Consider the following 11,679-nt stretch of genomic DNA (forward strand, 5'->3'; position numbering starts at 1 on the left):
CGGCGGTGTCGTCGATAAACTTCAACACCGATCTTCAACAGCGATGGCACCGCGAACATTTCTCGGAGGAGTTCGCGTGCAGAGGGTCCAGGCCCAGGAGCAGACGGCCACGGAAGAACGGCAGCCGACATGGCGGCCCGTCACTCGGGTCGCCTTCCGGTTCGCCGTCGCCTATCTCGGGTTGTTCTGCCTGATCTACGCCCAGATCACATTCGTCTACACCGGAGTCCTCTCGTTCTGGCTGCCGCAGAACGCCGTGCTCTGGCAGATGTCGGCGCTGGACCCGGTGACCCATTGGGTGGGCCGGACAGTGTTCGGTGTCGACGCGCGACTGAACCCGATGTCCGGCAGCGGCGACCAGGCGGCCATCTGGGTGCTGGTCTTCTGCCTGCTCGTGGTGGCCGTCATCATCACCGCGGTGTGGTCGGTGCTCGACCGGCGGCGAACGGCCTATCCACGACTCGCGGCGTGGTTCGCAGTATTCCTGCGCCTGTGCCTGGGCGGCCAGATGTTGTTCTACGGCTTTGCCAAAGTCATCCCGACCCAGATGCCAGCGCCGCCGCTGGCGGCTCTGCTCGAACCGTTCGGCAACCTGAGTCCGATGGCGGTGCTGTGGTTGCAGGTGGGAACTTCGCACCCTTACGAGATCGCGCTCGGATCGATCGAGGTGTTAGCCGGACTGCTGCTGTTCGTGCCGCGGACCGCCACGGCGGGCACGGTTCTGAGCGTGGCCGGGACCGCGCAGATCTTCCTGCTGAACATGACCTACGGCGTGCCGGTGAAGATCCTGTCGGCACACCTGCTGGTCATCAGCGTGGTGTTGCTGGCGCCGCAGGCGCGGCGCCTGACCGGGGCGCTGCTCGGTAGGGAAGTCGCCGCCGAGCGACGCCGTCTGCTGTTCGACTCCCCGCGACATGACCGCATCGCCGCCTGGGTCCAGGTGGCACTCGGCCTCTGGGTGTTGGCCGGCTGCCTTGTGTACAACGTGCAGTCGTGGCGGGAGTTCGGCGGCGGGCGGGAAATGCCGGAGCTGTACGGCATCTGGTCGGTCACGGATTTCACCGTCGACGGCGCTGCGCTGCCTCCCCTGTTGAGCGATGAGGTCCGTTGGCAGAAGATTGTTTTCGACGTCCCCCAGGTCGCGACGTACCAACGGATGGACGGCGAACTGGTTGATGTCGCCGCATCCTTGTCAGAGGGGACGCTGACGTTGTCGGACCTCTCTGGTGAAAGTCCGTCGCCGCTGGCGACGATGACAATCGACCGGCACGGCCCGGATTCGTTGCGTCTGGAGGGCACACTCGACGAACGTCCGGTGACCATCACGCTTGACCGCCTGCCGCTTGACGAGTTCACGCTCCACAACCGCGGCTTCCACTGGGTGCAGGAGGAACCCTTCTTCGGGTAGGGAGTGCACCTCGCTCAGTCGGGGAGACGGACGACCGGCAGCAGCTCGGCGATCTCCGCAGCTCTGGTGCCCGACATCTGCAGCCCACCGGCGGCAGCCGCGTCGGCGACCGACAGCAGCCCGGCGGCCAGCAGCAGCCAGGTGCGCGGGGCGGCCTCGACCACGTTGGGCGGGTTGCCGCGGGTGTGCCTGGGACCTGCGATGCACTGCACCGCCACGAACGGCGGCACCCTGACTTCGACGCTGGCACCCGGCGCGCTCTCAGCGAGCGTCCTGGCGGTCAACCGCACCGCGTCGGCCAGCTCGGCACGCGTGGGTGGGGCCACGTCGCCGTCGCGGAGCCAGCCGGCCAGCGCCGCCACCGCGGCCCGGGTCTTTGCCGGATCGGCACTACGACGAGCAGCCACGCTCTATGGTCTCAAAAGTGTCTGTCGACCGCGACGACCCGCCGTACAAGCTCGCGGGCGCGCTCTTCCTGGCGATCGCAGTCTTCGCAGGCACGCTGCTGTTCCTGCAGTTCCGCGGCGAGTTCACCGCAAAGACCACGCTGACGCTGACATCCCCGCGCGCCGGCCTGGTGGTGGAACCGGGCGCCAAGGTCACCTTCAACGGCGTCGAGATCGGCCGGGTGGACCGGATCGAGGGGATCTCAGAACGCGATGCCACCGGCGCCAGGCTCATGCTGGACGTCGATCCGGACTACGTACGGCTCATTCCGGCAAATGTGGTGGCCGAGATCCGCGCGACCACCGTCTTCGGCAACAAGTACGTGTCCTTCAGTTCACCCAACGACCCTGTCGCCCAACGCATCTCCTCCGATGACACGGTCGCGGTCACGACGGTCACGACGGAGTTCAACACGTTGTTCGAGACCGTCACCGAGATCGCGCAGCAGGTGGATCCGGTCAAGCTGAACCAGACGCTGAGTGCCGCGGCGGAAGCGCTGACCGGCCTGGGTGAGCGGTTCGGCGAATCCCTGGTCGACGGCAACCGCATTCTCGAGGAGCTGATCCCGCAGCTGCCACGGTTGCGCTACGACATCGACCGGGTGGCGGCGCTGGCCGACGTGTACGCCGATGCGTCCCCGGACCTTCTCGACGGTCTGGATGCCGCGGCCACGACAGCGCGCACGCTCACCGAGCACTCCGGCGACGTCGACGCCGCGTTGCTGGCCGCTCTCGGCTTCGCCGACGACAACACCGAGGTATTCGATCGTGCGGGGCCGTATCTGGTGCGCGGTGCCGCCGACCTGGTGCCGACGTCGATGCTGCTCGACGAGTACCGCGGGATGATCTTCTGCACCATCCGCAACTACGCCGAGGTGGGCCCGGAGATCGCGCGTACCCTCGGGGACAACGGGTACTCGCTTCGGGCCGCCGGGACGGTGCTCGGCGCCGGAAACCCGTTCGTCTATCCCGACAACCTGCCGCGGGTGAACGCCAGCGGTGGCCCGGGGGGCCGGCCGGGTTGCTGGCAGAAGGTGACCCGCGACCTGTGGCCGATGCCCTACCTGGTGATGGACACCGGCTACAGCCTGGCGCCCTACAACCACGCCGGAATTCCGGAACCGATGCTCGTCGACTATGTGTGGGGCAGGCAGATCGGCGCACCGACGATCAACCCTTGACCTCAATATTCGTTGAGGTTCTAGGTTGGGGACATGACCTTCACCGCATTCGAGATCGAGTTCATGAAGCAGGCCGACATCGGCAGGTTGGCCACCATCCAACCCGATGGCACCCCGCAGAACAGCCCGGTCGGCTTCGCATTCAACGAGCAGCTCGGCACCATCGACATCGCCGGCTACGAGATGTCGCGCAGCCGCAAGTTCCGCAATCTCGCGCGAAACAACAAGGTGGCCTTCGTCGTCGACGACATCCCGTCGCGGGATCCGTGGCGGGTGCGCTGCCTGGAGATCCGCGGCACCGCCGAACAGGCACAGCTCGACGAAACCCCACGCGAACCCAACGGCGATCCGCTCGACACCGCGATCATCCGCATCACGCCGCGGCGGGTGATCAGCTTCGGGATCGACGACCAGACCACCGAACCGCACCAGCTCGTCGCCCACGTCCGAAACGTCGGCTGATCCCCTCGCCCTCACCCCTGCGCCTCTGCACGGCGAGCGCCCCCACAGCTCCCGCCTCGTTGACCGCCAGATGGGCCAGCATCGGCGCTGCCAGGCTGCCCGACTTCGCATACAGCCAGTCGAAGACCCACCCCGCGGCGGCGGTCACCAGCACCGTGCCCGACACCGGCTGCCCCGCCGCGCGGGCGTCGGTTACATGGGACAGCCCGAAGACGGCCGCCGCGACCAGCCGCCCGCCGGGCGCGCCGAACGCCCGCTTCGCGACGGTGCCCAAGGCGGCCCGGTAGGCCACCTCCTCGGTCCACACCGTGCCCACCGGGATGCGCAGCAGCAGCCAGTGACCAGCGGAGGCGGGCAATGTGCGTTCGGCCATTCCGGCGCGCACCGGCCGGATGACCGTGCCGGCTGCCACCGCGAGCGCCACGGGTGCAGCGACCGCCGCTCCCCACCGCAGGCCCGCCCACAGCTCAGGAGGTCGCAGACCGTGCGGGGCACCGCCGGCCAGCGACACCGAGGTACCGAACACCGCGTGCGGAATCGGATTCCACTGCAACGGGATTCGTGGTGTCGTCACGCTCCACCCGATGAGCACCGCCGCCAGCGCGGCCGTCCTGAGCTTGTCGCGCACTATTTCACGCTGTCGTAAGACTCGGCCTGCTCCAAGGCCAACCGGATCCGTTCGGTGTCCGCCGGCGTCCATCCCGGCGGCGGAGCGACACCCACCCACCCGTCGAGGATGAAGTCGCCGTAGTTGTGCCCGTGACCGCCCGGGACCGACGCCGCATTCGTCAGATCGGCGGCGACCTGCCAAAACGTGATGATGGGGTACCAGCGCATGGAGGCCGTCCGGTCGCGCCCCGGCGGCTCGGCGAGCCAGTCGGGGCGGCTGAACAGCAGATCCGGCGACCACCAGACGATCGGGTCGGAGGCGTGCTGCAGGAACAGCACCCGGGTTCCGTCCCACGGGGCCGCGGTGTCGCCGGCGATCTCGGTGGCACTGTTGCCCTGGGAGAAGCGCACCGTCCTGCCGTCGTCGTAGCGCGGCTCCACCTCGGGAGTGCCCGGATCACGGCGCGCCGTGATCGCCCGCCACAGCGGGCTGGCGTTGGGCGGACCGACCCAGAGCACCGAGGAGAAGCCCATCCGGGAGATGTCGGGCAGCCAGTCGAAGGCGCCCTGTCCGGCCATCGAACCCAAACTCTCGCCATAGAGCAGCAGCTGCGGACGCTGCTCCGGCGGCAGCTCTGCCCACCGGCCGTGAATCGCGTCGATCATCAGCCTGCCGGCTTCCATCGACTTGCGCTGATCGCCGAGGAACGAGATCCAGCTCGGCAGATAGGAATACTGCGACCCGACGATCGCGGTGTCGCCGTTGTACATCATCTCCAGCGCACCCGCGGCGATCGGGTTGACCCACCCGGTGCCGGTCGTCGGGACTATCGCGAGCACCTCGCGATCGAAGGCGCCCGTCCGTTCCAGCTCGCTGAGGAGCACCGCCATCCGGGCTTCGTCGGTGTCGGCGGTCTGCAACCCGACGTAGGCCCGGATGGGTTCAAGGGCCGGCCGCCCGTTGATCCGGGCGAGTTCGTCGGCGTCGGGTCCGCCCGCGACGAAGCTGCGGCCCTGGTAGCCCAGGGAGTCCCACGAAGCGAAAGACTCTGGGCTACCCGATCTTTCGGGTTGCTGGGGCTGGACCACGCCTTCCCGCGTTGTGGTGTTCTGCGGCTGGAACACCCGGTTGGCGCCGGCGAGAAAACCTCGCAGCAGCACACCGTTGACCAGGGTGATCACCAGCACCACGACGATCGCGGTGCCGATGAACAACGCCACCTCGTCGGACAACCGCCAGCGGCGGATGAGCACCCGGGCCATGGTCTTGATGACTTCGAGCAGCACCCGGGACCCTGCGACGCACACGCCCGCCACCACCACCGCGATCACAAAGGTGCGTAGATAGCTCACGGTGCTGGGGCCCTGCATACCCATCAGCGACGAGACCTGACGCTGCCATGCGGCCGCCGGAATCACCATGAGCAGACACGCCGCGACCGACAGCACGACGGTGACCGCTTTCAGCGTGTACAAGACGACTGGGCCCGGTGGCCACCACCTGCGGCGCGCCAGCAGGAACCGGCGCATCATCTTCGACACGAACACCCCGATGCCGTAACCGATCGCCGCGGTCACGCCCCCGATCAGCCCCTGGAACAGCCAGTCGCGTGGCAGCAGCGACGGGGTCATCGACAGACAGAAGAACAGTGCGCCGAAGGCGGCACCGGTGAAATCCAGGCGCAGCAGCCGAAATGCCCAGAGATAGAACGGACGTTCCTGGTGGTCCTGCGTCGTCACCCGAACAACCCGGGCAGCACGCCCTCCGACGTGCGCCGCAACTCCTCCAGGGTCACCGTGAACTGGCCCTGCACCTCGATGGTCGCCTCGCCCCCGTCGGGTCCTTCGTCGACGACCCCGATGCGGGTGGCCGGCAGCCCGCGGGCCTGACACATCGCGGTGAACCTGCTCTCTTCGGTGCGGGGCACCGCGACCAGCACCCGCCCGGCGGACTCGGAGAACAGGAATACGAACGGGTCGCTCGACTCGGGAAGTACCAGGCGGCAACCGGTTTCGCCGGTGAGCGCGGCCTCGACGACAGACTGGATCAATCCGCCTTCGGACAGGTCGTGGGCGGCGGAGACCAGACCGTCCCGCGATGCGGCGGTGAGCACATCGGCCAGCAGGCGTTCCCGTTCCAGGTCGACCACGGGCGGTACGCCGCCGAGATGGTCGGCGGTGACCTGAGCCCAGATCGAGCCGTCGAACTCGTCGCGGGTGTCGCCCAGCAGGATCAGCGTCTCACCGGGTTCGTTGCCGAATCCGGTGGGAAGACGTCGGCTCACGTCGTCCAAGACGCCGAGCACCCCGACCACCGGGGTGGGCAGGATCGGGGTGGTACCGGTCTGGTTGTAGAAGCTGACGTTGCCTCCGGTGACCGGAATGCCAAGGGTGGCAGCGCCGTCGGCCAAGCCGCGCACCGCCTGCGAGAACTGCCACATCACGCCTGGATCCTCGGGGGAACCGAAGTTCAGACAGTTGGTCACTGCAATCGGGGTGGCGCCGGTGACGGCGACGTTGCGGTAGGCCTCGGCCAGCGCGAGCTGCGCACCGGCATACGGGTCGAGCGCCGTGTAGCGCCCCGACGCGTCGGTGGAGATCGCGACGCCGCGTCCGGTCTCCTCGTCGACGCGCAGCACACCACCATCGGCGTTCTCCGCCAGCACGGTGTTGCCGCGCACGTAACGGTCGTACTGCTCGGTGATGAACGCGCGACTGCACAGGTGCGGGCTGCCGACCATGGCGAGCAGCGTCGAGCGCAGCCCGTCTCCGCTCGACGGCCGCGGCAACGACGCCGAGGTGTCGGCGTTGAGAGCGTCCTGTGTGTCGGGCCGCTGCACCGGCCTCTCGTAGACCGGGCCCTCGTGCGCGACCGTGCGCGGCGGCACGTCGACGACGGTTTCACCGTGCCAGGTGATCTCGAGCCGGTCGCCGTCGGTCACCTCACCGATGACGGTGGCCAGGACGTCCCACTTGCGACACACGGCCATGAAGGCGTCGACGTGCTCCGGCGTCACGACCGCGCACATCCGTTCCTGGGACTCACTCGACAGGATCTCGGCCGGGGTCATGTTGGCCGCCCGCAGCGGCACAGTCTCCAGCGCCACCTTCATGCCGCCGTCACCCGCGGCCGCCAGTTCCGAAGTAGCACAGGCTAATCCGGCACCACCAAGATCCTGGATACCGACCACGAGATCGGCGGCGTACAGCTCCAGGCAACACTCGATGAGGACCTTCTCGGTGAACGGGTCACCGACCTGGACAGACGGCAGCTTCTTGCGGCCCGGGCCGCCCCCGCCCTCGTCGCCGCCGAACGTCTCCGAGGCCAGCACCGAGACCCCGCCGATGCCGTCGAGGCCGGTGCGGGCTCCGAACAGGATGATCTTGTTGCCGGCCCCGGAGGCGAACGCCAGCTGCAGATCCTCTTTGCGCAGCACGCCGACGCACAGCGCGTTCACCAGAGGGTTGCCGGCGTAGCTGGCGTCGAACACCGTCTCCCCGCCGATGTTGGGCAGGCCCAGCGAGTTGCCGTATCCCCCGACGCCGCGCACCACACCGTCGAGGACGCGCCGGGTGTCCGGGGCGTCGGCTTCCCCGAACCGCAGCTGGTCCATCACCGCCACCGGCCGGGCGCCCATCGCCATGATGTCGCGGACGATGCCGCCGACGCCGGTGGCGGCTCCCTGGTACGGCTCGATGTAGGACGGGTGGTTGTGGGACTCCACCTTGAAGGTGACCGCCCACCCGTCGCCGATGTCGACGACGCCGGCGTTCTCACCGATACCGGCGAGCATGGCTTCGCGCATCTTGGCGGTGGTGGTCTCACCGAAGTAGCGCAGATGCACCTTGGAGGACTTGTAGGAGCAGTGTTCGCTCCACATCACCGAGTACATCGCCAGCTCGGCATCGGTGGGCCGACGTCCGAGGATCTCGCGGATCCGCTCGTACTCGTCGTCCTTGAGCCCCAGCTCACGGAAGGGCTGGGGTTGGTCAGGCGTCGCGGCCGCGCGCTCGACAGTGTCTACCTCTTGGGTCAGCCCAGACGTCACCGAAACAGTCTAACGGCGCGGCCCGTCAGCCTCCGGCGACGCAGAACGCGTTGCCCTCGGGGTCGGCCAGCACCACCCAGTCGAACTCGGGCCCGAAGCTGTGCCGACCGGTTTCCCGCGCTCCCAGACCGACCAGACGCGCCACCTCGGCCTCCTTGTCGGCGCTGTGGAAGTCCAGGTGCACCTTGTTCTTGCCCGGCGTCGGATCCGGCACCCGCTGGAAGCCCAGCGCCGGCCGTCCCTCGCTCGTGACCATGACGAATTCGCCTGGAGCGACAGCGTTCACGTCGCCACCGGCGGCCTGGGCCCACCAGCCGGCGAGTCCGTCGGGGTCGACACAATCGATGGTGATCATCTCGATGCCAAGTGCCATACGCCGACCCTAGATCAGGCGGGTGACAAAAACGCCGCAAGTGCCGCAGAGTAGGCGGCGACATCGGAAGACCCCATCACTTCGCGCGCCGAGTGCATCGCCAACTGGGCGGCGCCGACATCCACGGTGGGGATACCGGTACGCGCCGCCGTCATCGGACCGATCGTCGATCCGCACGGCAGGTCCGCACGGTGCTCGTAGCGCTGCAGCGCAACACCCGCCTGCCCACACGCCAGGGCGAACGCCGCAGCGGTGCGGCCGTCGGTGGCATACCGCAGGTTGGGCTGCACCTTCAGCACCGGACCCGCGTTGACCTCGATGAGGTGGCCGGGTTCATGCCGCTCCGGATAGTTCGGATGGGTGGCGTGCGCCATGTCTCCAGAGGCGACCATCGACTCCGGCAGCCGACGCAGAAAGTCCTCCCGCCCGCCGCCGGCAGCCAGCGTGAGCCGCTCCAGCACCGTCAACAGCAGGTCGGACTGCGCACCGTGGCCGGACTGGGACCCGACCTCCTCGTGGTCGAAGAGCACCAGCACCGGGGTGACACCGGACGGCGGTGCCGCCAGGAGCGCCTCCAGCCCGGCGTAGCACGTCGCCTGGTTGTCCAGCCGCGGCGCGCTGAGCAGGTCACCTTCGGCGCCGACGAGTCGCGACGGGGTGATGTCGTGGGTCATCAGATCGGCGCCGAGCACATCCTCGACGTCGACGCCGGCCCGCTCGGCCACGTATGCCGGGAACGACCGGGCCCCACTGCCCGCCCCCCAGACCGCGTTCACGTGCCGCTGCGGGTTGAGCTCGACGGCCTTGCGGTCCTCGGCGAGGTGGATGGCCAGCTGCGGCACCCTCAGGATCGGCTCGTCGATCTTGACCAGCTGGTGGGTCACCGTGTCGCCCCTGCGCACCGACAGCCGTCCGCTGATCCCGAGGTCCCGGTCCAGCCAGGAGTTCAGCCACGCACCTCCGTAGGGTTGCAGCGCCACCACCTGCCAGCCCGAGACGAACCGGTCCGGGTGCTGTTTGACCCTCAGGTTGGGGCTGTCGGTGTGGGCGCCGACGACCCGGAACGGCGCGCCGGTATCCCCGCCGGACCGCCATGCGATCAGCGAACCTGCCCGGACGGCGAAGTGATCACCCGACGCCGGCCACGGCTGACTCTCGGACAGTTCGGTGAATCCGGCCGCGCGCAGCCTCGCCGCGGCCGTTTCACAGGCGTGGAACGGCGAGGGCGATGCGTCGATGAACTCGCACAGGCCCTGCGGAGTTGCAGACATGTTCTCCATCATCGTCGATCATCGGCGATGATCTTGATCTAGGGTCAGACGCGTGCCCACTCCCCTGCCGCAGGCGGTACTGGCGCCGCTGACGCCTGCGGCCCTGTTTCTGGTTGCGACGATCGACGAGGGTGGCGAGCAGACCGTTCACGATGCGCTGGGGGACATCGCCGGTCTGGTGCGGGCGATCGGGTTCCGCGATCCCGCCAAGCGGCTGTCGGTGGTGACGTCGATCGGGTCGCAGGCCTGGGACCGGTTGTTCTCCGGCCCGCGTCCCGCCGAACTGCATCCGTTCGTCGAACTCACCGGCGGACGCCACCACGCCCCGTCGACCCCCGGGGATCTGTTGTTCCACATCCGCGCCGAGTCGATGGATGTCTGTTTCGAGTTGGCAACCAAACTCGTGGCCGCCATGGATGCGATCACCGTCGTCGACGAGACGCACGGGTTCCGGTTCTTCGACAACCGCGACCTGCTGGGATTCGTCGACGGTACCGAGAACCCCGATGGCCCACTGGCCGACAGCGCCACCCAGATCGGCGCCGAGGACCCAGATTTCGCCGGCGGCTGCTACGTGCACGTGCAGAAGTACGTCCACGACATGGACGCGTGGAATGCGCTCACGACCGGCGAACAGGAACGGGTGATCGGACGCACCAAGCTCGACGACATCGAGCTCGATGACGACGTCAAACCTGCGAATTCACATGTGGCACTGAACGTCATCACCGACGACGACGGCAACGAGTTGAAGATCGTGCGACACAACATGCCCTTCGGCGAGATCGGCAAGGGCGAATTCGGTACCTACTTCATCGGTTATTCGCGCTCCGCGGTGGTCACCGAGCGGATGCTGCAGAACATGTTCGTCGGCGACCCGCCGGGGAACACAGACCGCGTCCTGGATTTCTCCACCGCCGTCACCGGCTCGATGTTCTTCACACCGATCGTGGACTTCCTCAACGACCCACCCCCGTTACCCGATTCGACCGTCGACGACGAGGTGGTCCCGACGGTGACTTCCGCCGAGCGTGACGGGTCCCTGAGGATCGGCAGCCTGAAAGGACAACCCCGATGAACAACCTGTATCGCGAGCTGGCACCGGTCACCGAGGCCGCCTGGTCGGAGATCGAGCTGGAGGCCACCCGCACTTTCAAGCGCCACATCGCCGGCCGTCGGGTCGTCGACGTGAGCGAACCGGGCGGGCCGGTGACGGCCGCGGTGAGCACCGGTCACCTGACCGATGTCACCGCCCCCGGCGACGGGGTGCTCGCCCACCTGCGTGACGCCCGTCCGCTGGTCCGGTTGCGGGTGCCGTTCACCGTCAACCGGATCGACATCGACGACGTCGAGCGGGGTTCTCAGGATTCGGACTGGGATCCGGTCAAGGAGGCCGCCAGGAAGCTTGCCTTCGTCGAGGACCGGGCGATCTTCGAGGGTTATGAGGCCGCCCACATCAGCGGGATCCGCAAGTCGAGCTCCTGCCCGAACCTGGCACTGCCCGAAGACCCCCGTGAGATCCCCGATGTGATCAGCCAGGCGCTATCGGAACTGCGGCTGGCCGGCGTCGACGGCCCCTACAGCGTGCTGTTGTCGGCAGAGGTGTACACCAAGGTCAGCGAGACCACCGCCCACGGCTATCCGATCCGTGAGCACCTCAACCGGCTGGTCGACGGCGACATCATCTGGGCCCCGGCCATCGACGGCGCCTTCGTGTTGTCCACCCGCGGTGGTGATTTCGATTTGCAGTTGGGCACCGACGTGTCGATCGGGTACCTGTCCCACGACGCGGACACCGTCTCGCTGTACCTGGAGGAGACGCTGACGTTCCTGTGCTACACCGCGGAGGCGTCGGTCGCCCTCAGCGCCTGACCGTTGCC

At 67.9% G+C, this 11,679-nt stretch carries 11 protein-coding genes; 5 read left to right on the forward strand and 6 right to left on the reverse strand.

Annotation, left to right across the window (positions count from 1 at the left end; translation table 11 throughout):
- The first annotated feature begins 76 nt into the window (after nucleotides 1–76).
- Entirely contained in the window at nucleotides 77–1,408 is a 1,332-nt protein-coding gene (locus G6N53_RS28380) for a DoxX family protein (protein ID WP_163894826.1), read from the forward strand.
- Between the two features lie 14 nt (nucleotides 1,409–1,422).
- Here G6N53_RS28380 and G6N53_RS28385 read toward each other — a convergent pair whose 3' ends face one another.
- On the reverse strand, nucleotides 1,423–1,815 hold the full coding sequence (locus G6N53_RS28385; RefSeq protein ID WP_163894829.1) for a sterol carrier family protein: 393 nt from the start codon (nucleotides 1,813–1,815) through the stop codon (nucleotides 1,423–1,425).
- Nucleotides 1,816–1,832: 17 nt separating this feature from the next.
- On the opposite strand from G6N53_RS28385, the gene G6N53_RS28390 reads away from it, so the two are divergent.
- Entirely contained in the window at nucleotides 1,833–3,035 is a 1,203-nt protein-coding gene (locus G6N53_RS28390; RefSeq protein WP_371870871.1) for an MCE family protein, read from the forward strand.
- 33 nt (nucleotides 3,036–3,068) lie between these two features.
- Nucleotides 3,069–3,497, forward strand: coding sequence for a PPOX class F420-dependent oxidoreductase (locus G6N53_RS28395; protein WP_163894833.1), 429 nt, complete (start codon nucleotides 3,069–3,071; stop codon nucleotides 3,495–3,497).
- Here G6N53_RS28395 and G6N53_RS28400 read toward each other — a convergent pair.
- The 5 genes from G6N53_RS28400 to G6N53_RS28420 are packed head-to-tail and all read right to left on the reverse strand — an operon-like array spanning nucleotide 3,427 to nucleotide 9,799.
- Nucleotides 3,427–4,125 carry an Rv0804 family intramembrane glutamic endopeptidase gene (locus G6N53_RS28400; RefSeq protein WP_163894836.1) on the reverse strand — a complete coding sequence of 233 codons (699 nt, stop codon included), beginning with the start codon at nucleotides 4,123–4,125 and terminating at the stop codon, nucleotides 3,427–3,429. The two genes, G6N53_RS28395 and G6N53_RS28400, sit on opposite strands and share 71 nt — an antisense overlap.
- Nucleotides 4,125–5,846, reverse strand: coding sequence for an alpha/beta hydrolase (locus tag G6N53_RS28405; protein WP_237166668.1), 1,722 nt, complete (start codon nucleotides 5,844–5,846; stop codon nucleotides 4,125–4,127). Before G6N53_RS28405 ends, G6N53_RS28400 begins: the two co-directional genes overlap by 1 nt.
- The gene (gene purL / locus G6N53_RS28410) at nucleotides 5,843–8,155 is read right to left on the reverse strand and encodes a phosphoribosylformylglycinamidine synthase subunit PurL (RefSeq protein WP_163894838.1); all 2,313 of its coding nucleotides are present in this window, start codon (nucleotides 8,153–8,155) and stop codon (nucleotides 5,843–5,845) included. The genes G6N53_RS28405 and purL overlap by 4 nt, the downstream gene beginning before the upstream one ends.
- Nucleotides 8,156–8,180: 25 nt before the next feature.
- Nucleotides 8,181–8,528: a VOC family protein gene (locus G6N53_RS28415; RefSeq protein WP_163894840.1), complete on the reverse strand. Its 348-nt coding sequence runs from the start codon at nucleotides 8,526–8,528 to the stop codon at nucleotides 8,181–8,183.
- A gap of 14 nt (nucleotides 8,529–8,542) precedes the next feature.
- Nucleotides 8,543–9,799: a M18 family aminopeptidase gene (locus G6N53_RS28420; protein WP_163894842.1), complete on the reverse strand. Its 1,257-nt coding sequence runs from the start codon at nucleotides 9,797–9,799 to the stop codon at nucleotides 8,543–8,545.
- A 52-nt stretch (nucleotides 9,800–9,851) separates the two neighbouring features.
- Between G6N53_RS28420 and G6N53_RS28425 the strand changes: the two genes are divergently transcribed.
- Both G6N53_RS28425 and G6N53_RS28430 read left to right on the forward strand, forming a co-directional pair.
- Nucleotides 9,852–10,877 (forward strand): Dyp-type peroxidase, encoded by a 1,026-nt coding sequence (locus tag G6N53_RS28425; RefSeq protein ID WP_163894845.1) that lies wholly within the window; start codon nucleotides 9,852–9,854, stop codon nucleotides 10,875–10,877.
- Nucleotides 10,874–11,671 (forward strand): family 1 encapsulin nanocompartment shell protein, encoded by a 798-nt coding sequence (locus G6N53_RS28430; RefSeq protein ID WP_163894847.1) that lies wholly within the window; start codon nucleotides 10,874–10,876, stop codon nucleotides 11,669–11,671. The genes G6N53_RS28425 and G6N53_RS28430 overlap by 4 nt, the downstream gene beginning before the upstream one ends.
- Nucleotides 11,672–11,679: the final 8 nt, after the last annotated feature.

It is taken from the genome of Mycolicibacterium hippocampi, assembly GCF_010723735.1.
GTDB classification, from domain to species: domain Bacteria; phylum Actinomycetota; class Actinomycetes; order Mycobacteriales; family Mycobacteriaceae; genus Mycobacterium; species Mycobacterium hippocampi.

Coding starts and splice junctions, on each gene's coding strand:
- G6N53_RS28420 (WP_163894842.1), bottom strand. CDS start 9,799: ATGTCTGCAACTCCGCAGGGCCTGTGCGAGTTCATCGACGCATCGCCC.
- G6N53_RS28415 (WP_163894840.1), bottom strand. CDS start 8,528: ATGGCACTTGGCATCGAGATGATCACCATCGATTGTGTCGACCCCGAC.
- G6N53_RS28395 (WP_163894833.1), top strand. CDS start 3,069: ATGACCTTCACCGCATTCGAGATCGAGTTCATGAAGCAGGCCGACATC.
- G6N53_RS28430 (WP_163894847.1), top strand. CDS start 10,874: ATGAACAACCTGTATCGCGAGCTGGCACCGGTCACCGAGGCCGCCTGG.